Source organism: Streptomyces sp. NPDC102406, assembly GCF_044765725.1.
Lineage (GTDB): Bacteria > Actinomycetota > Actinomycetes > Streptomycetales > Streptomycetaceae > Streptomyces.
This window is the reverse complement of record NZ_JBIWKP010000004.1, coordinates 15,368-36,942: the sequence shown is the minus strand read 5'-3', so window position 1 is coordinate 36,942 and position 21,575 is coordinate 15,368. Positions and strand designations below refer to the sequence as shown.

Genomic DNA, 21,575 nt, shown 5'->3' with positions numbered 1-21,575 from the left:
GGTGCCCACCCCTGTTCTCGTGTCGCTCATCGGCCGATCCGGCCTCGCGCCCCCCAGACGCATCCAATAACGACACATTCTCGCCTCACACCGCACAAAGTCCCAACGCGGGCTCTGGAACGCCCTGGAACGCAAAAGGCCCGCGGGGCGGGGGCGCTGTACGCGCCACCGCCCCGCGGGCCTCGGGGGGCGGGGGTCAGTCGGTGGACAGTGCCTCGACCAGGCGTCCTGCCTCGGGGTCCTTGAGGGCGCGGGCGGCATCCGCGAGGGCGACCATGCCGACGAGGCTGGTGCCGTCGATCACGGGCAGCCGCCGGACCTTGTGCTGGGTCATCGTCGCGAAGATCTCGTCCGCGTCGTCGTCCGCGCCGATGGTGACGGCCTCGCCCTGGGCGAGCGTGCCGGTCTCCACCTCGGCCGGGTCGAGCCCGGCCCCCAGGACCTTGACGACGATGTCGCGGTCGGTCACCACCCCGAGCAACCGGTTGTCGTCCCCGCAGATGGGCAACGCGCCCACCTGGAGGTCCTTGAGCTTGCGGGCCGCGTCCAGCGCGGTGTCGTGTGCCCCGATGCACTGGGCACCACCGGTCATGATGTCTCGCGCCGTAGTCATGGTGAACGCCGTCCCTTCTTCTCTGTCTTCTCCCTCTGCGGCGACTCCCGTCCGCGTCGGTGCGCGGGAGCCGGTCCGATGCGGGTGACCGGGATCGGCGTCGGCGAAACGTACCCGGCCCCGACAAGGAGGCCGACCAGGTCACGGCGTCCCCGCACCGGAGCGGAGGCGGGCTGATACCCGGTCATCAGGAAGAGCCCCCACAGATGGCGTGCCCCCGGCGTAGCCGCCGCTTGGACCGCGAGGCGCGGGGCAGCCATCGGCTGTTCCCACGCCCACGGAAGAAGCAGGAGAAGATTGTGACCCCTCTACGCTCTCGAAGACGCGGCCGTCGAAGAAGCGGGCTCTCGCCCCGCACCGCGGGCCTCCTGCTCGCCCTGTCCCTGATAGGCGTCGTCCTGGCGGCTCCATCGCAGGCGCGCGCGGACACCACCTTCGCGGCGAAGGTCGACTTCGGGACGGCGTCCACCACCCCCGTGAGCGGTTACGCACTGGACTACGGGCAGGCCTTCGGCGCCCGTACCGGCGCGAACCAGGGCAGCGGACTCAGCTACGGCTGGGTGGGGCTGTCGAACACCACCCCGCTCGACCTGACGGGCAACGGCCGGGACAGGGGCACCGCCGAACCCGACCGGCTGCTCGCCACCTTCCTGCACATGCAGCTTCCCGCCTCGTCGGCCGGGGTGAAGACCCCGGGCCGGTGGGAGATGGCCGTGCCCGACGGCACCTACACGGTGACGGTCGCCGTGGGCGACGCCACGAGCGTGGACAGCGCCCACGCGCTCCAGGTCGAGAACCAGAACGCGGTCGACGGATTCGTCCCCACGACCTCCACCACGTACCGGACCACGACCGTGCAACCGACCGTCACCGACGGGCGGTTGACGATCAGCCCGCTCGGCGGCACCAACACGAAGATCGCATACGTGAGTGTCGCGCCGCTCACCGACTCCGCCGCCCACCCGCAGGTCAGGACGGTGACCCCGGCGAACACGGCGACCGGGGCGACACCGACCGGCAGCGTCGTGGCTGACCTCCGGTTGGTGGGCCCCGGCGTCGACACCACGACCCTCAACTCCGGCACGGTCACCCTCAGGGAGTCGGCGACCGGCACCGCCGTGCCCGCCCATGTGATCACCAGTGGCGGCGGCGACGTCATCAACCTGTCACCGACCACGGGCCTCAAGGCGAACACCCGCTACCGCTTCACGGTCACCGGCGGCGTCCGGGACCTGGCCGGGCGGACCTTCACACCCTGGAGCTCGGTGTTCACCACCGGGGCGGGCAGTGGCGGCGGCACCGTCGCGTTCGACAAGGTGGCCACGTCCGCGACGGGCCGAAGCTTCGCCTCGGTGCTCAAGGGGCCCGACGGCAAGCTGTACGCGTCCACCCTCGACGGATACATCCTGCGGTACGCCATCGCCTCCGACGGCACCCTCGGCGCGGCGGAGACGATCTCCACCGTCCGCACGGACGCCACGGCGCGGGGCCTGCCCGGAGCACCCGCCCGCTCCGTCATCGGCATGGCCTTCGACCCCGCCTCCACCGCCTCCGCCCCGATCCTGTGGATCACCTCCAACACCATGTACGCCGGAGGAACCCCCGACGAGCCCGACTGGTCCAGCAGCATCGCCAGGCTGAGCGGACCAGGTCTCTCCACGTACACCGAGGTGATCAGCCACCTGCCCCGCTCGGTCAAGGACCACGAGACCAACTCCCTGGCCTTCGGCCCGGACGGCGCCCTCTACGTGACCCAGGGCGCCAACAACGCCATGGGCGCCCCCGACCCGACCTGGGGCAACCGCCCCGAGCACCTGCTCAGCGCCGCCGTCCTGCGCCTCGACCCGGCCAAGCTTCCGGCGTCCGGCGCCGTCGACGTGCGCACCGAGAGCCCGGGAACGTACGACCCCTACGCGCCCGGCGCACCGCTGACCCTCTACGCGACCGGTGTCCGCAACGCCTTCGACCTGGTGTGGCACACCAACGGCCACCTCTACACCCCCACCAACGGCTCGGCGGCCGGAGGCAACACGCCCGCCACGCCCGCCCCGCTGCCCGCCGCCTGCACCCGCCGGGTCGACGCGGCTACGTCCGGCGCGTACACCGGTCCGACCGTCCCGGCGATCACGTCCAACCCCGTGGCCGAGACCGACTACGTCTTCGACGTGAAGAAGAACCGCTACTACGGCCACCCCGACCCGGCACGCTGCGAGTGGGTGCTGGCCGGCGGCAACCCCACATCCGGTACCACCCCCTTCGAGGTCACCGCCTACCCGGTGGGAACCGCGCCCGACCGCAACCTCGACGCGGCGGGCATGTACGACGCTGGTCTGCACGCCTCCGCGGACGGCGTCGTCGAGTACCGCGGCGACGCCTTCGGCGGCGCGCTCAAGGGCAAGCTCCTCGTGGTCCGGTACAGCAGCGGCCAGGACATCGAGGTCTTCGGGGTCGACGCGCAGGGCGGACTGTCGGCGCCGACGGTCGGCATCACCGGGTTCACCGGATTCCAGCAGCCGCTGGACGTCACCGAGGACAGAGCGAAGGGCACCCTCTACGTCACCGAACAGGGCGCCTCCAGGATCACCCTGCTCAGGCCCCGGGTGACGACCTTGGACGGAGACTCCGCCGGGCGCTGACCGCGCCTTCCCCGTACGTCTCAGGCGTCGGTGTCCGGGGCGGGCGGCTCCTGGGGCTCGTCCGCCCTGAGCGTCCGCTCCGAACGCCGCACCTCGGCGTCGGTGACGTGCTGCTCGTGCTCGTCGTCCACGTCCAGCCGGCGCAGAGCGGCGTCGCTGCGGTCCAGTCCCGCGGCGGTGTTGCGCAGGCCGGCGCGGGAGCGCTCCAGTGCCTCGTAGGAGCGGCGGCGCACGGAGGCCGTCGGCGTACGGGTCGTCCGGGCGTAGTGGTCCAGCTTCTTCTCGAGGTCGTCGAGGCGCCGTTCCCGTTCGTCGGCCAGCAGCTCACGCTCGTCGGCCCGGGCGTCACGGGTCCGCGCTCGCCGGTCCCGCTGGTCGGCGAGCGTGTCCCGCCGGTCCGCGGAGCGATCGCGTTCGTCCTACGGCCGGAGTTCCGGCTCGTGTCCTGGGTCTGCACCGCCCACACGGCCAGTATGCGCCTCGACGACGCGACTCACCCGGGGTCTCGTGCACGCCGCCCTCGCGTGACCGCCAGGACGCTTCCCGCGACCGCGATCACGGCGATGGCGATGGCGATGCTGAGGCCGCCCCGGGTGTCCCAGTAGACGTCCTCCAGGCTGATCAACAGGGCCGCCTCGTCGATGACGAGGGCCAGCCCCACCCCGTAGGCGAGCCCCATCCAGGCGCGTGCGCGCACCGAGCGTTCGACCAGACCCGCCGCGCCGACCACCATGAGCAGGAGGATCCCCCACACGTAGTGGTGGATGTGGACCCCGCCGGCGCTCATGTCGCCGACCCCGGCCACGTCGATGTGGATGAGCCACGTCAGCAGGCGCATCCCGCCGAAGGTGAGCGTGAACCCCCACCAGGCCAGGACGAAACCGCGCCGCTCGGGGGAGATGCCGGGCAGCAGACGCAACAGGGGCGCGAACCGCTTCCCGTGCCCCGGACGCGACGGGCCCGTAGGCGTGGACGACATCATGCGGCTCCTCCCGGTCCGTCCGCCGTGAACTCGTGGATCAGTGCCGCCAGGGCATCCGGCGCGCTGTAGTGGGCCGCGTGGGCCGCGCCCGGGATCTCGGCGGTCCGTCCGTCGCCGACGAGGCGGGCCACGCGCCGCGTCCAGGCGCGGGACGCGAGGGGATCACCCGCTCCCCGTACGACGAGCGTCGGGGCCCGCACCCGCGCCAGGTGGGCTTCGAACGCCCCGGCGGAGTCCCGCAGGGCATGCCTGAACGAAGCCGCGCACCGCAGGGGGCCGGTCACCAGATAGTCCGAGACGGCCAGACACAGCAGGCCGAAGGGTTCGCGCGGCGCGTCGAGGACCAGTCGGCCGCACTGACGCCAGGCAGACACGCCGGGCTCCAGGGCCGGTCCCACGAGCACCAGCCGGCTCACCATCCGCGGGTGGGCGGCGGCGAAGGCGGCGGCCACCTGGCAACCGACCGAGTTGGCGACCAGCAGGCTCGGCGCCGGAGGGAGCCGCCGGCGCAGGTGCGCCAGCGCGAGGGCGAGTTGACCGACGTCGGGCGCGCGGGCGGCGACGGACCGCGAACGGGCGTTGCCCGGCAGATCGGGCACCAGCACGGCCGCCCCGCGCGCGGCGAGCCGACGCGCGAGCGGCACGAAATACCGCCCCGAGAGCCCGAGTCCGTGCACGAGCACCACGGCGTCGGTGCCCGCGCGGGGCACCGCCCCGAATCTGCGGGTGAAGAACCCCGCTTCCGTCATCTGTTCCACCGGCCCACCATCACCCCTCACACGTACGGGCCCTCCCCATCTGCCCGGGGAGCGGCGATTACCACTCCTGGGACGCGGCAAATGGGGGGTTCGGGGCGACAGGGGCCGCGGCTCTCAGCGCAGGCGGCGGACCCGCAGCACCACGTCGTCCGCGTGGTGCGCCCCCGCGCCGCTCTCGGGCGCCACGCGGGGGCGCACCTCGTCCACCTCCACCGCCCAGTCCTCGTCGAGAAGCGCGGCGACCATCGAGGGCCACACGTAGTCGGCCGGATCGAAGCCGCTCTCCTCGTGCGCCTCATGGGTGTCCATCCCCGCGTGGTGGACGAGCAGCAGCACACCGCCCGGCGCGACGGCCCCGAGCAGCGCGCGCTCGGCCGCCGCGTCGGGGGTGCGCAGCAGGGCCGGATACTGGGCGGAGACCAGATCGAAGGAGGCGGGCGGGAGCGCCGCGTCCGCCAGCGCGGCATGCACCCACCGAACGGCGACCCCGGCGTCCCGGGCGTGCCCGGCCGCACGCTCCAGCGCCACGCCCGACACCTCCAGGGCCGTCACGTCCCAGCCACCGCGCGCCAGCCAGATGGCGTCCGCGCCCTCACCGCAGCCGACGTCGAGCGCACGGCCCGGCGCGAGCCCGGCCACCTCGGCCAGGAGCGCGCCGTTGGGCCGGCCGCTCCACAACTGCTGCCGCTCCGCATAGCGGCCGTCCCACTCCGCGCGGACGGCGGGATCACCCACGTACGCGTCAGGGGAGGGGACATGGGTCGAAGGAACAACGGATTCTGCGGCTCCCGCCGTGGCGTTGTCAGTCATGGACCCAGGGTCACCCCACCGCGTCCGTCCCGGCAAAGTAGGTTGCGAGGACGGCAAAAACGTTCCCCGCTGATCACCCGGCTGACACATCCCGTTCGTAGCGGCTCACCCACGTGACAGGCCCTTCGCCCTCCCGCTGACCCGGAGCGCCCCCCACTGTCACATCCCCGCGATGGACGAAGCCTCGGGCCTCGTAGTAGGCGCGCAGCCGCGTGTTGGCGCGCACGCAGTCCAGTCGCAGGGTCGCGGCACCGCTGAGGCGTGCGGCATCGGACGCCCAGTCCAGCATCAGGGCCCCGAGCCCTGCGGCCCGGCGGCACACGGCCATCCGATGGACGTAAACCGAGGAACCCCCGACGTCCGCGCGACGTCCGCGACCTCGAAGGTGACCGTCTCCTTGACCGTCACTCCGGCCCCGGGCCCAGGTCGGCGCCGAGCCAGTGTTCCGGACGCATGCGGACCACGACATGATCGGTCAACAGGGTCTCGGCGCGTGCCATGAAGGCGTCCAGCGCGTCCCCCGAGAGATAGCGGGCGGCCATCTCGCGGTGCAACGAGAGCGAACCCGGCGCGACCTCGGCGACCGGCCCCTCCACGGAGACGTACCGGGGCGTGGGCTCGGTGCGCTGGACGAGGAGGCTGAAACGGCCCGCCGCCCTGATCAACCGCATCTTGTGGGACTCCGCGCCGGTGAGGATCCACGGCAGGGCGCCGACTTCGTAGGAGTACCAGAGGGGAACCAGCAGCGGGCCGCGGTCGGGGCCCGCCGCCACCCCCAGCGTGGCGACGTGCGGACCGGCCAGAAACGCTTCGCGTTCTTCGCGTGTGAGTGCCATGGCACGACTTTAGGGAAGTCGCATAGCGATAGGGCGTTCTGATGGGCCGTCATGGTGCCTTGAGTCCTGGTGGGGCGCGTGCTGCGGAAGGCATCAGTGCCGACGTTCGGGGGCAGGATGCAGTAAGTGGAGGTGTGAGGTGCGGTGGTACAGCGAGCGGAGACGGGCCCGGCGGACGCAGACGGTGCACGTGGCACATCAGGAGGCGCAGGTACGGACAGCGGCTGACATAGCCATCTCCCGGGCCTGGCGCCGCTCGGAGCGGGAGCCGGACTCGACGGGGGAGCGGGACACCTGCGCCCAGCGGGTGCTGGTCGCGGAGGTCGTCTCCGTGAGCCGGGAACACTTCGGCATCGAGGTGGAACCGCACGAGGCGGCGGCCGTGCTGCGCCAGCGCTTCATGCTGCGCGCGGGGGCGTTGGGCCTGACGACGGACGCGTTCGACGAGGACAGGAGCGCGCAGTGAGGGCACGACCGTGAACCCCGCGCACGGGGCGGCGACCCGTCGGGGAGGATCGCTGCCCGGTAGGCGTGTTTCGTCGCGTGTCGTCCGGGTTACGCGGAGGGCGACCTGACGCATGTGATTCGGAGGTGCCCCTGATGGCTGACGCGCGCGATGTGCCCTCTGTCCGCCCGGACGGCGAGCCGATGCCGCCGTACCGGTTCGAGCGTCAGTCACGGCCCGGCCTGGAATCGAGGATGTCGACCCCACCCCGCTATCTGGCGCCCCGCTACCGCGGCTCCGGCAAGCTGGCGGACAAGGTGGCGCTGATCACCGGTGGTGACTCGGGAATCGGCCGGGCCGTCGCCGTGCTGTACGCGCGCGAAGGCGCCGACGTGTCGATCGTCTACCTGCCCGAGGAGCAGGAGGACGCCGAGCAGACACGGAAGGCCGTCGAGGAGGAGGGCCGCCGCTGTCTGCTGGTGCCGGGCGACCTGTGCGACCCGGACTTCTGCCGCCACGCGGTCGACACGACGGTTGAGAACCTGGGCGGGCTCAACATCCTCGTGAGCAACGCGGCCCGCCTGAACAGCCAGAACTCGCTCGAAGACCTGAACTTCGAGGAGTTCGACCTGGTCTTCAAGACGAACGTCTACGCCTACTTCCATCTCGTCCAGGCGTCCCTGCCCCACCTGGAGCGCGGCGACGCGATCATCGCGACGGCGTCGGAGGAGGGCCTCAAGGGCAGCGACATGATGATGGACTACGCGGCGTCGAAGGCCGCACAGATCATCTTCACCAAGTCGATCGCCTCCCACCTGGCCAAGCGCGGGGTACGGGCCAACGTGGTGGCGCCCGGCCCGACCTGGACGGTTCTCAACCTCGCCGGACAGCGGTTCCCCGACGACTACCTGGCGGAGAACCTCGCCTCCGCCGACCCGCTGGGCCGCGCGGCGCAGCCGGAGGAGCTGGCCCCGGCCTTCGTTTACCTCGCCTCGGAGGCCGACTCCAGCTACACGATCGGGGAAACCATCGCGGTCACCGGCGGCATGACCGACAGCCGCTGAGACAGCGCCCGGGGCCGGCCCGTGGGCGTCTGCGACAATCACCGGCATGAACGCAGCGCCCACCGCCCTGGAAGCCGTCCTCTCGATCCAGGCCCGCGAGGAGTACCGCGCCCTGAACGACGAGCAGGCCAGTGTCATCGACCGCGCCATCGGGATGCTGGCGCGCAACCCCGAGGCCCGCGGCACCGTGGACGAGGGACAGGGGGCGCGCCGCGCGTTCGTCTCCCAGGACCTCCAGATCCGCTACGGCACACACGAGAACATCCTGGTGATCGCCGAGATCATCGTCACAGGTGGCGGGTTCCTGCTCGGCGGCACGTCCTGACCGACACCTCTGGCCGGGCGTGCGCAAGGGGCAGCCCCCTGAGCCGGCCCGCCAGAGGCTAGGAGGTCCGGTCTTGTTCGAGGGCTTCGAGAGCAGGCAGGTCCAGGTCGACGGAGCATCGGTCCTCGTCCGCCACGGCGGGCAGGGCCCGCCGGTGGTGCTGCTGCACGGCCACCCGCGGACCTCCGCGACCTGGCACCGGGTCGCCCCGCTCCTCGTCCGGCGCGGCTTCACCGTCGTCTGCCCCGACCTGCGGGGCTACGGCCGCTCCAGCGGCCCGGCGCCGACCGCGGACCACGCCGGGTACTCCAAGCGGGCCGTCGCGGGTGACGTCGTCGAGGTGATGCGCCGCCTCGGCCACACCCGGTTCGCGCTCGCCGGGCACGATCGCGGCGGCAGCGTCGCCCTGCGTCTCGCGCTCGACCATCCCGACGCACTCGCGCGCGTGGCGCTGATCGACTGCCTGCCGCTCAGCGAGCATCTGTCCCGTGTCACGGCCGAGTTCGCGACACAGTGGTGGCACTGGTTCTTCTTCGCCCAGCCGGACATCCCCGAGCGCGTGATCAATGCCGACCCGGACCGCTGGTACCACGGTGATCCGCAGATCATGGGGGAGGACAACTACGCCGAGTGGCGCGCGGCAACGCGCGATCCCGACGTGGTGCGGGGCATGCTGGAGGACTACCGGGCCGGGCTCACCATCGACCGGCGGCACGAGGAGGACGACCGTGCGGCCGGGGTACGCGTCCGGTGCCCGGCCCTGATCCTCTGGTCGCTCAGGGACGACCTGGAGGAGCTCCACGGAGACCCCGTGCGGATCTGGCGGCAGTGGGCGCCCGACGTCCGGGGCCACGGCATCGACTCCGGGCACCACGTGGCGGAAGAGGCGCCGGAGGCGCTCGCGTCCTCCCTCGCGGACTTCTTCGCGGAACCGTCCGAGTAGGAGGGGCCCGGGCCGCACGACGCCTGCTCGGCGCTCGCGGGTCAGCGGGCGCGGTGCTCGGCGATGGGCATTGCGGCTTCGATCAGGTCGGCGGCGCGTGTCGTGCCGCCCTCGGCGTGGGCGGCGGCGCGCAACGCCCGGGATCGGGCCGCGCGTTCGGGGTCCGCGAGCAGGTCGCGCAGTGCCGCGCGCAGGGTCTGGGGGGTGGCGTCCCCGGTGTCGATGCGGCGGGCGACGCCGAGTTCCACGAGGCGGTCGGCGTTCATGAACTGCTCGGCGCCCTGCGGTACGGCGATCATGGGCAGGCCCGCCGTCAGCCCCTCGCCGCAACCGCCCATCCCGGCGTGGGTGACGAAGGCGTCCGCCTGCGCCAGGATCGCCCGCTGAGGGACCCAGGAGTGCACCTCGACGTTGGAGGGGATGTCGCCGAGCTCGGCGGGGTCGGTGTGGGCGCCGATCTGGAGGACGACGTGCCAGCCCGGCAGATCGCCGAAGGCGGCGAGACACCGGCGGTAGAACTCCGGCTGGCGGGTGTATGCGGAGCCCAAAGAGATCAGCAGCACGTGGTCGACCCCTGCCGGGCGGGCCCACTCCGACGCCTGGGTGGGGGAGTTGTCGAAGCAGGGACCGACGAAGGTCACGGTGTCGGCGTCGACCCGGTCGGCGTGCGGCTGCATCGCTCTCGGGATCAGCGCGAGGGCCCGGGCGGGCGGCCCGGAGAAGGAATCGACGTCCGTGGTGGTCGCCCCGCAGTCGGCGAGCCACCGGGCGAACCTCTCCCGGTACGCGTCGGCGCCGGGCAACTTCCGCAGATGCGCGGCGACCTCCTCCTCGTAGCCGTCCCAGCCGACGAAGGTCGGGGACAACTGGAGAAGGGGACGGCCCTGCGCCTCGGCGAGGGCCCGCGCGGCGTAGGCGCCGATGTCGTAGAGGTACAGGTCGGCCGGGTCGTCGTCGTAGGCGGCGCGCAGTCGGGGGAGCGCCCGCACGGCGTCGTCCAGGAAGAGGCTCGCCGCGGCGATGGGGTCGTCGGGCCAGTCGTTGTCGGCCACCGGCAGCAGGGAGGAGCAGGGCACCCACGCGGCACCGGCGGCGGTGATCCGGTCGGCCATGACCGCGTCATTGGCGTACGTGACCCGGTGACCGCGGGCCACCAGCTCGCGGATGACCGCGAGGCCGGGCAGCACATGGCTGACGATGGGCACGCCGACCATCGCGATGTGGGCGCGGCGACGGGACATGGTCGATCACTCGTTTCCGGGGTTCGTTCGAGGACAGGCGCTGAGGTAGCTGGGCGGGGACGAGCTCACGCGAGCTGCGCGGCGGCCTCCTCCAGTTCCGCGATCGACCCGGACATGATCGTCCGTACGTGCTCGGTGACGTGCCGCACGGGCCAGTCCCACCACGCGACCGCGAGGAGGCGGGCGACGTCCTCGGCGTCGTAGCGGGTGCGGATGAGCCGGGCCGGATTGCCGCCGACGATGCCGTAGTCGGGCACGTCGCCGGTGACCACGGAACCGGCGGCGATGATCGCGCCGTGGCCGATGCGAACGCCCGGCATGACGGTCGTGCCGTGGCCGAACCAGACGTCGTTGCCGACGACGGTGTCACCCCGGCCCGGCAGGCCGGTGATCAGGTCGAAGTGGTCGGCCCAGGAGCCGCCCATGGTGGGGAACGGGAAGGTCGACGGGCCGTCCATGCGGTGGTTGGCGCCGTTCATGAGGAAGCGGGTCCCGGCCCCCAGCGCGCAGTACTTGCCGATGACGAGCCGTTCGGGTCCGTAGTGGTAGAGGACGTTGCGGCTCTCGAAGGCGGTCGGGTCGTCCGGGTCGTCGTAGTACGAGAACGCGCCCACGTCGATCAGCGGTGAGCGTACCAACGGCTTGAGCAGGACGACGCGCGGATGTTCGGGCATCGGATGGAGCACGGTGGGATCGGCGGGAACGGGCGGCATCGATTCCTCTCGGACGGACCACTAGTGCAACAAGTGTCGCGTTAGGATGCTGGCACAGCTCACGCCCGTCGATCAACCGGATAGCAGGAATCCCGATGACAGATCCGTCGGCCACACCGCCGGACCACCGTCCGGACCGTCGTCCGGGCGGTCGCACCGCCCGCGTCCGCGCCCAGGTCCTCGACGCGGTGCGCGCCGAACTCGCCGAAGGCGGTCACGAAGGACTGACGATGGAAGGGGTCGCGACGCGCGCGGGTGTGCACCGCGCCACCGTCTACCGGCGCTGGCGCGACGTGGGCGGCCTGCTCGTCGACCTGATCGCCGCCGCAGGTGAGATCGAGTGGCAGCCGCCGGACACCGGTTCGCTGCGCGGTGATCTGACGGCCCTCAACCAGGAGATCCAGCAGTCCTTGGTCGTCCGTCCCTCGTTCGCCGTCGCTCTCATGGCCGTCTCGTTCCACTCCGAGCAGGCCGCGCAGGCGCAGAGGAAGCTGTGGGCGGACCGGTACGCCCAATGCGCGGTTCTCGTCGAACGCGCCGCCGAGCGGGGCGAGTTGCCGTCACCCGTCCCGCTCCACACGGACGCGCGGAGTCTGTTGATCGCCGCCACGGCGCCGATCTACCACCAACTGGTCCTGCTGCACGACGATCCCGACCCGGGCCTCCCCGAACGGGCCGCGGAGGCAGCCGTGTCGGCGGCTGTCGCGGGGGCGTTCTCGGTGGCTCGGGAGAGTGGTGGGTGAGTGCGAGGGCGGAGCGTGGGCGGTGCTCGTTCAGTCGCGGTGCGCGGCCTGCCTCTTCGCGGCCTGCTTCCTGGACCATGCGGTGGCGTCGGCTCCGTAGCGAGCCAGCAGGCGCGCGAAACCGATCCGGTCCTCCGGCGACCAGGCGGCGGTGATCTCCTCGAACGCCTTTCGCTGCTCGGCGGCGAAGCGATCGCGCTCGGCCTCGCCGTGCTCGGTGAGTTCGAGCACGGTGCGGCGGCCGTCGGACTGGGACGCCGTCCGGCGCAGCAGCCCGTCCTCGATGCAGGCGGTGACGGTCCGGCTGGCCACCGGCTGGGCGACACCCATCTCGGCGGCGAGACCGCCGACGGTCATCTCGTCCGGCGCGTCGGCGATCACGTTGAGCACGAGGTTGCGGGAGAGGTCCTTGCTCGATGCCGGTGCGCGTCGTCGCAGACGTGACAGTGCCGGACCGATCTGGTCCAGCGCCTGGTCGTCGGCGGACTGCTCGGGGGAGGACGCGCTGCTCATGCCGGTAATCCTAGGCCCGCTCCGCACATTTGCATACCGCTAGGTAAGTGCATAGCATCAGGTATGTAATTTTGGACGAGTGAGGAAACGAGGCGGACCGCTATGGCGCTCACCGCGATCACCGGCGCGCAGATCTTCGACGGAGAGAAGTCGGTGGGCGTGCACACCGTGGTCATCGACGGCGGGAGGATCGCGCGTATCGGCGGCGACGCTCCCGAGGGCAGCGAGATCGTCGACGGCAGCGGCGCCACACTGCTGCCGGGACTCATCGACGCCCACGTGCACTCCGCGCCGGGGTCCCTGGCGCTCGCCCTGCGGTTCGGGGTGACCACCGAACTGGAGATGCAGGGCATGAACACCCGGGAGAACCGGGGAGCCGTCACCGACGACGACACCCTGGCCGACGTGCGCTCCTCCGGCTTCGCCATCACGCCGCCCGGCGGACACCCGAGCGAGCTGATGCCCGAAGGCTTCCGGCCGAAGTGGGATCTGCCGCCGGTGATGCCCCTGATGCCGTTCTCCACCACCCCCGAGGAAGCGGCCTCCTTCGTGCCCCAACTCCTCGCGCGGGGCTCCGACTTCATCAAGTTCATGATCGACGACGGCACCGTGGAAGGACACCCGGGACTGCCCTCGCTCGACCAGGCCACCCTGAACGCCGGTGTGGCCGAGGCCAAGAAGTACGGAGCCCTCACCGTGGCCCACGCGCTGACCGTGGAGGCCACCAGGATGGCCGTCGAGGCAGGGGTCGACGGCCTCACCCACGTCTTCATGGACCAGCCGCACACCGCCGAGATCATCGACCTCATCAAGGGCGCGGGCATGTTCGTCATCCCCTGCGTCACTCTCAACGCCTCGATGATGGGGATCACCGCCGCCGACCTCGCCGACGACCCGCGGGTCGCCTCACGCATCGACGCCCAGTGGGACCGGACCCTGCGCTCCAGCTACAACCGGTACCCGCAGGGCAAGCTCGACGACGTGTACGCCACCGTGCGCGCTCTGGACGCCGCAGGCGTCGACGTGCTGGCCGGCACCGACGCCTCCATGGCCGAGACGTTCTTCGGCGGCCTGGCACACGGCGCGAGCCTCCACCACGAACTGCGACACCTCGTGGCAGCCGGCCTCACACCCGAACGGGCGCTGCGCGCGGCCACGGCCACCACAGCCCGCCGCTTCCGGCTCAGTGACCGGGGACGCGTCGCCGAGGGGCTCCGCGCCGACCTGCTGCTGGTCGACGGCGACCCCACCAGCGACATCGGGGACACCCTCGACACCCGCGCCGTCTGGCGCCGCGGCACCCGCCTGGCGGCCGGGGGCAACGGCGAGCGGGAGAGCGGCCGGTCCGGAGCGTGAGCCGAGTGACGGGTGCGCCCGTACGGCCGACGGGGAAGCGCGGACGGCCGTCTCACGCCATGTCCGGGACATCGGTGGCGCGCTTCTACGACGAACTCGCCGACGACTACCACGTGATCTACGCGGACTGGGACGCGAGCATCCACCGGCAGGGAGACGCCCTGCACACCCTGATCGGCCAGAGCACGCGACGGTCCTCGACTGTTCCTGCGGCATCGGCACCCAGGCCCTCGGTCTGGCCATGCGCGGACATCTGATCACCGGGGCGGACCTCAGCCCCCGCGCCGCCCGGGAGGCCCTGCGCCGGAACCTGCGTCTGCGCACGGCCGCCGCCGATATGCGGCAACTCCCCTTTCGTGGAGGCCAGTTCGATGTGGTGGTCTACGCGGACAACTCCCTGCCCCACCTGCTGACGGAACGGGCGGCCCCTCACGAGGTCGCGTACACGCTGAGGCCGGACAACTGCCCGGCGGGCCAACCCGTGTTGGCGGTGAACTGGACGCGGACGTAGCGCGCGGTCACCGCCGACGGCAGGGTGAGGGTGACGCTGTTGCCCGTCGCCGGGTCGAAGACGCGACCGGCGGAGGGGGCGAGGGCGGAGAAATTCGTACCGTCCGTGCTGCCGCTGATCGCGAAGGTCTGGGTGCGGGCGCCCCACGCGGGGTTCGGTGGGAGGCTCAGGACGAGGCGCCTGACAGGCCGGCCGGAACCGAGGTCGACCTGGATCCATTGGGGAAAGGCGTTGTTCGTGCTCTCCCAGTACGTGGCGGAGTCGCCGTCCACCGCGTTGCCGGGGCCGTACGTCTGCGTGAAGCCGCTGGAGGTCGCCGGGCGACGCAGGGCGAGGTCACCTGTCGGTGGCGGTGTGGGGGAGAGCCGGGGCTGCGTGGGCCGCACGGGTGTGAGGGCGAGCTGCCCCTTCAGCATGCGTCCGCCGTCCGCGGTGAGCCGCAGGTAGTAGTCGGAGGAGCAGGCGGTGCCGTCCTCGTCGAGGGCGCGGATGCCGGACCCGGCGGGCACGTCCGCTCCCGTCTCCGCGGTCTTCGCGATCTGGTTGCCCTCGTTGAACTCGTCGAACATCGAGATGTAGAAGCCCTGCACGCCGATGCCCGTGAGGTTGTAGAACTGCCGCCACATCAGGTCGCCGTGGGCCCGGTGCCCGGACTGGAGGTCGCCGGGTATGACACAGGGCTGGTAGTCGATGCCATGGGCGGCGCAGTCGGCGAGGTCGGGCCGGTTGAGGTCCTGGAGGAACCGGTCGGCCCCCGCGACGTCACCGATCCGGCCGACCATCCACGGCGAGATCATGTCGAAGGAGTGATACACGTCCAGGAAGCCCGGTCGTGAGTCGTCGGTCCCGGTGCGCCAGTGCGTGGGCACGCCGCCGATGACGTAGCAGCCCTGCGCCTTGAACCAGTCCACGACGTCCTTGCAGGGTCCCGGCTCGAAGGGGCGGCCCGGATCACTGAACCCGAACCCCCAGACGCAGACGACGGGTCTGCCGTTCTGCCGGGCGTAGGCGCCGGAGGCGGTGTGCGCCTTCATCTTGGACGTCCAGTCGTCCTTGATCTGCGACTGCATGGACGTCCAGCCGGTGACGTCGTACATGATGTAGAACTTGCGGCCGTACTCCTCCGCGGCCTGCCGGACCTTCTGCGCCATGCCGTCACGCGTCGGCCCCTCGGCTCCGAAGGGGTTGAAGCGCTGGAGCGCGGCGGTGTCGCAGCCGTGCTCCCGCATCCACCGGAAGTGCGTGTCGACGGTCTGCTGGTCCCAGGAGGAGAAGAGGGTCGCAGGGCGGCCGTCGCCCAGCGAGGGGTAGGCCGAGGCGTAGCCGCGCGAGAACTCCCGCATGTCGGGCCAGGAGACGAGCGTGGTGTTGTCGGGGGACGGGGGCCGGGAGGCGTCGCGGCTGTAGTGCCACCAACTGTTGATGGGGGCGCCGTCACCGATGCAGGCGAACCAGCCCTGGTAGCCGACGGTGACCTTGCCGACCACGTCACCGGCCGGTGATGCCGCCGCCGTGCCCGCGACGGCCGGGGCGGTCGCCGTGCTCGTCGTGCCGAGGGCCGCGCCGGAAGCGAGCGCGGAACGGAGGACCGTACGTCGAGAGATGCTCAAAGTTCCTCCCTGGGAGCCCTGGGTGGTCCGGCAGTCCTTCAAGCCGTGCGTCAATCTAGGGAGAGAAGACCGCACATACAAGAAGACGGGACGTAAATTTTGAGCAGTACTCGTCAATAATCCGACGCTCTTGGATTCGGCGTGGGCACGCGCGACGCTCCTCAGGGATGTTCGACGGAGCAAGGAGCCGCATCCTGAACGCCTTCAGCCCGGACGAGTCCGCGCTGACCGTCTCCGGGATCGCGCGCCGGACCGGCCCGTCCTTCCGGCCGCGCCCGGGCGGCGGCATCACCTGGGCCCGCACCCGCCACGAGACCCCGTACGGCACCGCCGCCCTGGACTGGGAACTGACCGCCGACGGCATGGCCGCACGCGCCACCGTGCCCGAGGGCCGCACCGTCACCGCCGAACTCCCCGTCTGCACCCCGCTCGCACTGGAACCGGGGGAGCACCTGCTCGACACGGCCGATATCACATCCCGAGCCGCCTGACCGGCACCGCATGCCTCAGCGACGAGGGGTGGCCACGCCGAGCAGGCGGGACACGACCGACTGCCCGGCCCCCTGTAGAAGGAGTCCGGGCAGTCGTGGGGCGCGGGGTCAGCGGACGGAGGTGACCCGTCGCTCCTTGAGCGCTGCGCAGTTCGAGCCGTAGACGGAGACGTACACGTTCTTGATGTTGCCGCCCCAGTCGACACAGTGCGCCTTGCCGTAGACGGAGGCGGGGCCGGCGTAGGACGTGAAGCTGCCGCTGTCCGAGTCGCCCTGGTCGGTGTCCTCGACGTACACCCAGGCCGACATGTCCACGGCGGTGCCGGGGGAGCTGCGGATGGTCGCGACGCAGTTGCGCCCGGTGGCGGCGTTGTAGGTCAGGTAGACGGTCCCGAGGGAGCCGACCGCGGCGGAGTTGACGGTCTTGTAGGCGCTTCCGCAGACCTTCTGCGGAGTGGTGTTGGGAGCGGCGGAGGCGGGAGACGCCAGAACGGCGACGGAGCCCGCCGTCAGAGCCGTCACGGCCGCCAAGGACAACGTGGAACGGGTGAATCGCATATTTCCCCCATGGTCTTCTTGGAGTGGTTGCTCCTGGTTGGTGTGACCCGCAGGGCGCCAGAATGGTTGTTGTGCGGGATGTGAACTGGCTGAGATGTGAGGGTGTGGCGGGAAATCGACACCGTGCGGCGGTCGCTGGCCGCGCACCTGGGAGCCACACGCCAGCGCGGCACCTTGGGCGGTGCGGGCGGGCGTCGTAACGTGTTCATATGCTGACAAAACGACAGATTCTGGTGTGCGCTGTGGCCGCGTCGGCGGCCTTGACGACGACCGGCTGCGGCAACGACGACAAGGGAGCCGACCGGACCGCCGCGGCCTCCAGCAAGGCCATGGCGTCGCACTCTCCCTCGGCGTCGGCGAGCGAACTCACTGAGGACCAGGCAGAGCGGAAGGCCCTCGTGCCCAAGGCCAAGGTCGGCTACGACAAGGCGCTGGACGCCGCGGTGAAGGCCGTCGCCACGGCGAAGGCGGTCTCGATCGAACTGAAGGGACCGGCCGACAAACCCGGTTGGGACGCCAAGGTGGCGACGGACGACGGCACGGAGCACACCGTCCGCGTCGACGCCGTCACCGGCAAGGCGGGCCAGGCGCGCACCGACGCCGACCAGGACGCCGACGACAAGCGGGAACTCGCCGACCTTCTGGCCAAGGCCAAGGTGAGCGCGCAGCAAGCCGCGTCGACCGCCACGGACACGACCAAGGGCACCGTCACCTCCGTCGAACTCGACGACACGGACAAGGGCGGACCCATGTGGTCCGTCGACGTGGTCACCACGAACGACTGGAACAAGACGACCTACGACATCGACGCGACCAACCGCAAGATCCTCCGCCGACACACCGACCACGACTGACATGCGTACGCCTGTGTGACAGGCGGGGCGCTGTGCCGGGGCACAACACGTTTCCGGCCCGGTTGTGCGGGCGCCTCCGGAACACCTGAGCCCCTGTACGCGCCGCCGGGCACCTGATGCCATGCCCGGCATGTCTCCCGCATCTCGTTCGCCCCACCCGACACGCCACCGCGGACCGGCCGGGCAGGAGCCCCGCTCATGACCGGCGGCCACGGGCAGTCCCTCGCCATTGTGGTCTTCCTCGGCTTCGTCGCCGTCTCCCTGCTGCTGTGCGGGCTCGCCGCCGCCGACCTGGACGACCCCGAGCACTTCTACGCGGGAGGCAGCGCGGCCTTCGGCCCGGTCGGCGGGGGACTCGCCATCGCCGGGGACTACATCTCCGCGGCCACCCTCCTCAGCACCACGGGCGCGGTCGCACTCGACGGCGCCGACGGCATGCTCTTCGCCGGGGCCACCGTCCTCTCGCTCTACCTGGTCCTGCGCATCCTGGGCGAACCCCTGCGCCGCGGCGGCGTGTTCACCCTCGGAGACTTCCTCGCCGACCGGCTCGGCGACCCCTCCGTACGCAGGGCACTGGGCGTCGCGAGCATCGTCGTCCTCACCCCGCTGCTCCTGGTGCAACTCGCCACCGCCGGACGCATCATGGCCGCCATGTTCGGCCTTCCCGACGGCGCGCTCACCGGCTGCACCGTCGGCGGCGGCGCCCTCATGATCGGCTACGCCGCGGTCGGCGGGATGCGGGGCGTCGGCTACGTACAGATCCTCAAGGTCGGTGTGACCCTCACCGCCCTGTCGCTGCTCGTCGGCATCGTCCTCGCCCGGTTCGGATGGTCGCCCCTGGCCCTGTTCGACGCCGCCCGCGACCGCTCAGGAGCAGGCGCCGCCTACACACACCCGGGCCTCCACTTCGGCCCGTCGGTCGCCGGCCGCCTCGATCTGGTCAGCTTCCAGGCCACCCTCCTGCTCGGCGCGGCCTGCCTGCCGCACATCACCATGCGGCTGCACCCGCTCCGGGACGCCCGTACCGCGCGGCGCGCCGTCGGCTGGGCCGTCGGGCCCGTCGCGGTGGTGTGCGCCGGGGTGGTCGTGGCGGGGCTCGGGGCGTGCGCCCTGATCGGCCGGGACGCGGTGCGGGCCGCCGACCCGGGCGGAGCGACCGCCCTGCTCATGGTGACGGGGGCGCTCGATCCCGTCACCGGGGGAGCGCGGCACAGCATGCTCTTCGCGATCGTCGCCTGCGCCGTCTTCGCGACCACCCTCGCGGCCGTCGCGGGCATCACACTGGCCGCCGCCTCCAGCATCGCCCGCGACCTGCGCGTCCGGTCCGCCCGAGGCGCAGGCGACTGGTCGGCCGCCAGGGAGATCCGGCGGGCCCGCACGGGCATCGTCGTCGTGGGCGCCGTCGCCGTCGTGCTGTCGGCCCTCCTCGCGGACCGGGGCCGGATGACGCTGATCTCGTTCTCGTTCACCGTCGCGGCCTCGGTGCTCGCCCCGGTCCTGCTGTACGCGCTGTTCCTGCCCGGGCACTCCGCCACGGGGGTGCGCTGGACGATCTACGGGACCATTCCGCTCATCGTGCTGCTGCTGACCGGCTCGCCCGCTTTCACCGGCTCGCCCATCGCGGTCTTCCCCGACCACGACCTGCACTGGTTCCCGCTCCAGACCCCGGGGCTGATCACCATTCCCGTCGGCTTCCTGCTCGGGCTCATGGGGCGCCGTACCCGCTCCGACCCGGCCCGGCACCGTTCCTGGCAACCTCGCGAGGCAGCTCCACGGCGACGCGCAACCCTCCGGCAGCGCGCGGCGCGAGGGTGAGGGTCCCGTGATGTGCCTGGGCGATGGTCCTGACGATGGCCAGGCCCAGGCCGATGCCCGCCTGGTCGCTGTGGACGCGCTCGGTGCCGCGCCGGAAGGGCTCGGTGAGGGTCGGCACCACCTCGGCACTGAGCTGTTCCCCGGTGTTCTCGACCGTGAGCAGCACGGTGCGGGGGCGTACGGCGGTGCGGACCCAGACGTGGCCGCGTCCGGGCAGGTTGTGGACGATCGCGTTCTGTACGAGGTTCAGGGCGAGGGGGAGCAGGAGCGCCGGTGATCCGAGAGTCGGGGCGACGTCCCCGCTCGTTTCGAGGGTGACGCCGTGTTTCTCCGCGAGGGGCAGAAGCGTCTCGGTGGCTTCCTCCGCCATGAGGGACAGGTCGACGCGCTCCCGGTCGAAGGACCTCCGCTCGGCGCGGCTCAGCAGGAGCAACGCCTCCGTGAGGTTGATGGCCCGGGTGTTGACGGCGTGGAGGCGGTCCATCAGCTCGCCGGTGTCGGCGTCGGGATCGCTGCGGGCCACGTCGAGAAGCGACTTGGAGACCGCGAGCGGCGTACGCAGTTCGTGCGAGGCGTTCGCGGCGAAGCGCTGCTGCGCGGCCACGTCCGCTTCGAGCCGCGCCAGCATCGTGTCGAAGGCGTCGGCGAGTTCACGGAACTCGTCCTCGCGGCCCGGCAGCCGGACGCGGTGGGAGAGCGATCCGCTCGCGGCCATCCGGGTGGCGTACGTGATGCGGTTCAGCGGGGCGAGCATGCGGCCGGCGAGCAACCAGCCTCCCGCGAGCCCGAACATCAGCAGGAACATCATCGTGACGGCGGCCAGCGGCGCGAAGTCCCGCACGACGGAGAGCTGGTAGTCGGGCTCGAAGACGAGCCCGACATGGTTCACCCGGGTCAGGAACAACCACCCGGCGACCAGCATCATGGCACCGGCCAGCATGAGGAAGCCGGTGTAGCTGAGGGTGAGCTTGAGACGAACGCTCAACCCGGGCCGCCTATCCACGCTCGCGTCCTTCCCCCGCGGCACCGGACGCCGGGTCGATGCGGTAGCCGACACCCGGCACGGTGGCGATGAGCCAGGGTTCACCGAGTCGCTTGCGCAGGGCCGAGACGGTGATGCGTACGGCGTTGGTGAACGGGTCGGCGTTCTCGTCCCACGCGCGTTCCAGGAGTTCCTCCGCGCTGACCACGCCGCCCTCGGCGGCGACCAGGACCTCCAGCACCGCGAACTGCTTCCTGGTCAGCGCGACATAGCGGCCCTCCCGGTAGACCTCCCTGCGGAACGGGTCCAGGCGCAGACCCGCGATCTCCCGCACCGGCGGCCGGTGGTGGGCGCGGCGGCGGTTCAGCGCCCTGAGCCTGAGCGTGAGCTCCCGCAGCGCGAACGGCTTCGTCAGGTAGTCGTCGGCGCCGAGCTCGAACCCGGAGGCCTTGTCGTCGAGGCGGTCGGCGGCGGTGAGCATGAGGATCGGCAGGCCGCTGCCGGAGGCGACGATGCGCGCGGCGATCTCGTCACCGGACGGCCCGGGGATGTCACGGTCAAGGACCGCGATGTCGTACGTGTGGACGTTCAGCAGCTCCAGGGCCGTGTCACCGTCCCCCGCGATGTCGGCCGCGATCGCTTCGAGACGGAGGCCGTCGCGGATGGCCTCCGCCAGGTAGGGCTCGTCCTCGACGACCAACACACGCATGCGCTCAAGGCTACGAGGCGGCACATACCGTCGACGTATCGAAAAACGCATACGGGCCGACGACAGC

Annotated in this window: 24 protein-coding genes and 1 pseudogene; 11 read left to right on the top strand and 14 right to left on the bottom strand. The window is 71.5% G+C overall.

The annotated features are described in order from the left end of the window. Positions 1–196: 196 nt before the first annotated feature. The gene (locus tag ACIRF8_RS18195) at positions 197–613 is read right to left on the bottom strand and encodes a CBS domain-containing protein (protein ID WP_404216011.1); all 417 of its coding nucleotides are present in this window, start codon (positions 611–613) and stop codon (positions 197–199) included. Positions 614–912: 299 nt separating this feature from the next. Between ACIRF8_RS18195 and ACIRF8_RS18190 the strand changes: the two genes are divergently transcribed. Beyond that, on the top strand, positions 913–3,249 hold the full coding sequence (locus ACIRF8_RS18190) for an Ig-like domain-containing protein (RefSeq protein WP_404216009.1): 2,337 nt from the start codon (positions 913–915) through the stop codon (positions 3,247–3,249). A 20-nt stretch (positions 3,250–3,269) separates the two neighbouring features. Here ACIRF8_RS18190 and ACIRF8_RS18185 read toward each other — a convergent pair whose 3' ends face one another. From ACIRF8_RS18185 to ACIRF8_RS18160, 6 genes are all read right to left on the bottom strand, one after another. Then, positions 3,270–3,482 (bottom strand): hypothetical protein, encoded by a 213-nt coding sequence (locus ACIRF8_RS18185; protein ID WP_404216007.1) that lies wholly within the window; start codon positions 3,480–3,482, stop codon positions 3,270–3,272. A gap of 260 nt (positions 3,483–3,742) precedes the next feature. Then, a complete protein-coding gene (locus ACIRF8_RS18180; protein ID WP_404216005.1) occupies positions 3,743–4,228 on the bottom strand; it encodes a hypothetical protein in 486 nt (161 codons plus the stop codon). Further along, entirely contained in the window at positions 4,228–4,980 is a 753-nt protein-coding gene (locus ACIRF8_RS18175; protein ID WP_404216928.1) for an alpha/beta fold hydrolase, read from the bottom strand. Before ACIRF8_RS18175 ends, ACIRF8_RS18180 begins: the two co-directional genes overlap by 1 nt. Before the next feature lie 123 nt (positions 4,981–5,103). After that, the gene (locus ACIRF8_RS18170) at positions 5,104–5,799 is read right to left on the bottom strand and encodes a class I SAM-dependent methyltransferase (RefSeq protein WP_404216003.1); all 696 of its coding nucleotides are present in this window, start codon (positions 5,797–5,799) and stop codon (positions 5,104–5,106) included. A 73-nt stretch (positions 5,800–5,872) separates the two neighbouring features. Then, positions 5,873–6,268: a GNAT family N-acetyltransferase gene (locus ACIRF8_RS18165; protein ID WP_404216001.1), complete on the bottom strand. Its 396-nt coding sequence runs from the start codon at positions 6,266–6,268 to the stop codon at positions 5,873–5,875. After that, on the bottom strand, positions 6,204–6,635 hold the full coding sequence (locus tag ACIRF8_RS18160; RefSeq protein WP_404215999.1) for a pyridoxamine 5'-phosphate oxidase family protein: 432 nt from the start codon (positions 6,633–6,635) through the stop codon (positions 6,204–6,206). Before ACIRF8_RS18160 ends, ACIRF8_RS18165 begins: the two co-directional genes overlap by 65 nt. Before the next feature lie 190 nt (positions 6,636–6,825). Between ACIRF8_RS18160 and ACIRF8_RS18155 the strand changes: the two genes are divergently transcribed. The 4 genes from ACIRF8_RS18155 (at position 6,826) to ACIRF8_RS18140 (ending at position 9,412) form a co-directional block, all read left to right on the top strand. After that, complete coding sequence (locus tag ACIRF8_RS18155; RefSeq protein WP_404215997.1) at positions 6,826–7,101, top strand: hypothetical protein; 276 nt, start codon at positions 6,826–6,828, stop codon at positions 7,099–7,101. Positions 7,102–7,235: 134 nt separating this feature from the next. Further along, positions 7,236–8,144 (top strand): SDR family oxidoreductase, encoded by a 909-nt coding sequence (locus ACIRF8_RS18150; protein ID WP_404215995.1) that lies wholly within the window; start codon positions 7,236–7,238, stop codon positions 8,142–8,144. 46 nt (positions 8,145–8,190) lie between these two features. Next, positions 8,191–8,469, top strand: coding sequence for a hypothetical protein (locus ACIRF8_RS18145; protein ID WP_404215993.1), 279 nt, complete (start codon positions 8,191–8,193; stop codon positions 8,467–8,469). A gap of 73 nt (positions 8,470–8,542) precedes the next feature. After that, a complete protein-coding gene (locus ACIRF8_RS18140) occupies positions 8,543–9,412 on the top strand; it encodes an alpha/beta fold hydrolase (protein ID WP_404215991.1) in 870 nt (289 codons plus the stop codon). 41 nt (positions 9,413–9,453) lie between these two features. Here the strand turns inward: ACIRF8_RS18140 and ACIRF8_RS18135 are convergent, their stop codons facing one another. Together ACIRF8_RS18135 and ACIRF8_RS18130 are read right to left on the bottom strand one after the other, a co-directional pair. Then, positions 9,454–10,653, bottom strand: coding sequence for a macrolide family glycosyltransferase (locus tag ACIRF8_RS18135; RefSeq protein ID WP_404215989.1), 1,200 nt, complete (start codon positions 10,651–10,653; stop codon positions 9,454–9,456). 65 nt (positions 10,654–10,718) lie between these two features. After that, positions 10,719–11,366 carry a CatB-related O-acetyltransferase gene (locus ACIRF8_RS18130; RefSeq protein ID WP_404215987.1) on the bottom strand — a complete coding sequence of 216 codons (648 nt, stop codon included), beginning with the start codon at positions 11,364–11,366 and terminating at the stop codon, positions 10,719–10,721. 95 nt (positions 11,367–11,461) lie between these two features. On the opposite strand from ACIRF8_RS18130, the gene ACIRF8_RS18125 reads away from it, so the two are divergent. After that, a complete protein-coding gene (locus tag ACIRF8_RS18125; protein WP_404215985.1) occupies positions 11,462–12,109 on the top strand; it encodes a TetR/AcrR family transcriptional regulator in 648 nt (215 codons plus the stop codon). Between the two features lie 30 nt (positions 12,110–12,139). Here the strand turns inward: ACIRF8_RS18125 and ACIRF8_RS18120 are convergent, their stop codons facing one another. Then, positions 12,140–12,622, bottom strand: a complete 483-nt coding sequence (locus ACIRF8_RS18120) for a MarR family winged helix-turn-helix transcriptional regulator (RefSeq protein WP_404215983.1) — start codon at positions 12,620–12,622, stop codon at positions 12,140–12,142. Positions 12,623–12,724: 102 nt separating this feature from the next. Between ACIRF8_RS18120 and ACIRF8_RS18115 the strand changes: the two genes are divergently transcribed. Continuing rightward, positions 12,725–13,978, top strand: a complete 1,254-nt coding sequence (locus ACIRF8_RS18115) for an amidohydrolase family protein (protein WP_404215981.1) — start codon at positions 12,725–12,727, stop codon at positions 13,976–13,978. Between the two features lie 59 nt (positions 13,979–14,037). Further along, a pseudogene (locus ACIRF8_RS18110) lies at positions 14,038–14,435 on the top strand (class I SAM-dependent methyltransferase); the annotation flags it as partial. Here the strand turns inward: ACIRF8_RS18110 and ACIRF8_RS18105 are convergent. Then, the gene (locus tag ACIRF8_RS18105) at positions 14,408–16,099 is read right to left on the bottom strand and encodes a discoidin domain-containing protein (RefSeq protein ID WP_404215979.1); all 1,692 of its coding nucleotides are present in this window, start codon (positions 16,097–16,099) and stop codon (positions 14,408–14,410) included. The pseudogene ACIRF8_RS18110 and the gene ACIRF8_RS18105 sit on opposite strands and share 28 nt — an antisense overlap. Positions 16,100–16,266: 167 nt before the next feature. Between ACIRF8_RS18105 and ACIRF8_RS18100 the strand changes: the two genes are divergently transcribed. Beyond that, the gene (locus ACIRF8_RS18100; RefSeq protein WP_404215977.1) at positions 16,267–16,590 is read left to right on the top strand and encodes an alpha-L-rhamnosidase C-terminal domain-containing protein; all 324 of its coding nucleotides are present in this window, start codon (positions 16,267–16,269) and stop codon (positions 16,588–16,590) included. A 108-nt stretch (positions 16,591–16,698) separates the two neighbouring features. Here ACIRF8_RS18100 and ACIRF8_RS18095 read toward each other — a convergent pair whose 3' ends face one another. Next, on the bottom strand, positions 16,699–17,148 hold the full coding sequence (locus tag ACIRF8_RS18095) for a spore-associated protein (protein ID WP_404215975.1): 450 nt from the start codon (positions 17,146–17,148) through the stop codon (positions 16,699–16,701). A gap of 209 nt (positions 17,149–17,357) precedes the next feature. Between ACIRF8_RS18095 and ACIRF8_RS18090 the strand changes: the two genes are divergently transcribed. Together ACIRF8_RS18090 and ACIRF8_RS18085 are read left to right on the top strand one after the other, a co-directional pair. Continuing rightward, positions 17,358–18,002: a PepSY domain-containing protein gene (locus ACIRF8_RS18090; protein WP_404215973.1), complete on the top strand. Its 645-nt coding sequence runs from the start codon at positions 17,358–17,360 to the stop codon at positions 18,000–18,002. A 198-nt stretch (positions 18,003–18,200) separates the two neighbouring features. Further along, positions 18,201–19,817 carry a cation acetate symporter gene (locus tag ACIRF8_RS18085; RefSeq protein ID WP_404215971.1) on the top strand — a complete coding sequence of 539 codons (1,617 nt, stop codon included), beginning with the start codon at positions 18,201–18,203 and terminating at the stop codon, positions 19,815–19,817. On the opposite strand, the gene ACIRF8_RS18080 is transcribed toward ACIRF8_RS18085, so the two are convergent. Beyond that, positions 19,708–20,820, bottom strand: coding sequence for a sensor histidine kinase (locus ACIRF8_RS18080; RefSeq protein WP_404215969.1), 1,113 nt, complete (start codon positions 20,818–20,820; stop codon positions 19,708–19,710). The two genes, ACIRF8_RS18085 and ACIRF8_RS18080, sit on opposite strands and share 110 nt — an antisense overlap. Continuing rightward, positions 20,813–21,508 (bottom strand): response regulator transcription factor, encoded by a 696-nt coding sequence (locus ACIRF8_RS18075; RefSeq protein ID WP_404215967.1) that lies wholly within the window; start codon positions 21,506–21,508, stop codon positions 20,813–20,815. Before ACIRF8_RS18075 ends, ACIRF8_RS18080 begins: the two co-directional genes overlap by 8 nt. Positions 21,509–21,575 lie beyond the last annotated feature (67 nt).

What these genes read in the sequence shown, in the direction of transcription:
- ACIRF8_RS18135 (WP_404215989.1), bottom strand. Translation starts at nt 10,653, where the DNA reads ATGTCCCGTCGCCGCGCCCACATCGCGATGGTCGGCGTGCCCATCGTC.
- ACIRF8_RS18195 (WP_404216011.1), bottom strand. Translation starts at nt 613, where the DNA reads ATGACTACGGCGCGAGACATCATGACCGGTGGTGCCCAGTGCATCGGG.
- ACIRF8_RS18150 (WP_404215995.1), top strand. Translation starts at nt 7,236, where the DNA reads ATGGCTGACGCGCGCGATGTGCCCTCTGTCCGCCCGGACGGCGAGCCG.
- ACIRF8_RS18145 (WP_404215993.1), top strand. Translation starts at nt 8,191, where the DNA reads ATGAACGCAGCGCCCACCGCCCTGGAAGCCGTCCTCTCGATCCAGGCC.
- ACIRF8_RS18085 (WP_404215971.1), top strand. Translation starts at nt 18,201, where the DNA reads ATGACCGGCGGCCACGGGCAGTCCCTCGCCATTGTGGTCTTCCTCGGC.
- ACIRF8_RS18115 (WP_404215981.1), top strand. Translation starts at nt 12,725, where the DNA reads ATGGCGCTCACCGCGATCACCGGCGCGCAGATCTTCGACGGAGAGAAG.
- ACIRF8_RS18100 (WP_404215977.1), top strand. Translation starts at nt 16,267, where the DNA reads ATGTTCGACGGAGCAAGGAGCCGCATCCTGAACGCCTTCAGCCCGGAC.
- ACIRF8_RS18170 (WP_404216003.1), bottom strand. Translation starts at nt 5,799, where the DNA reads ATGACTGACAACGCCACGGCGGGAGCCGCAGAATCCGTTGTTCCTTCG.
- ACIRF8_RS18160 (WP_404215999.1), bottom strand. Translation starts at nt 6,635, where the DNA reads ATGGCACTCACACGCGAAGAACGCGAAGCGTTTCTGGCCGGTCCGCAC.
- ACIRF8_RS18090 (WP_404215973.1), top strand. Translation starts at nt 17,358, where the DNA reads ATGCTGACAAAACGACAGATTCTGGTGTGCGCTGTGGCCGCGTCGGCG.
- ACIRF8_RS18120 (WP_404215983.1), bottom strand. Translation starts at nt 12,622, where the DNA reads ATGAGCAGCGCGTCCTCCCCCGAGCAGTCCGCCGACGACCAGGCGCTG.
- ACIRF8_RS18095 (WP_404215975.1), bottom strand. Translation starts at nt 17,148, where the DNA reads ATGCGATTCACCCGTTCCACGTTGTCCTTGGCGGCCGTGACGGCTCTG.
- ACIRF8_RS18075 (WP_404215967.1), bottom strand. Translation starts at nt 21,508, where the DNA reads ATGCGTGTGTTGGTCGTCGAGGACGAGCCCTACCTGGCGGAGGCCATC.
- ACIRF8_RS18175 (WP_404216928.1), bottom strand. Translation starts at nt 4,980, where the DNA reads ATGACGGAAGCGGGGTTCTTCACCCGCAGATTCGGGGCGGTGCCCCGC.
- ACIRF8_RS18165 (WP_404216001.1), bottom strand. Translation starts at nt 6,268, where the DNA reads ATGTCGTGGTCCGCATGCGTCCGGAACACTGGCTCGGCGCCGACCTGG.
- ACIRF8_RS18130 (WP_404215987.1), bottom strand. Translation starts at nt 11,366, where the DNA reads ATGCCGCCCGTTCCCGCCGATCCCACCGTGCTCCATCCGATGCCCGAA.
- ACIRF8_RS18180 (WP_404216005.1), bottom strand. Translation starts at nt 4,228, where the DNA reads ATGTCGTCCACGCCTACGGGCCCGTCGCGTCCGGGGCACGGGAAGCGG.
- ACIRF8_RS18125 (WP_404215985.1), top strand. Translation starts at nt 11,462, where the DNA reads ATGACAGATCCGTCGGCCACACCGCCGGACCACCGTCCGGACCGTCGT.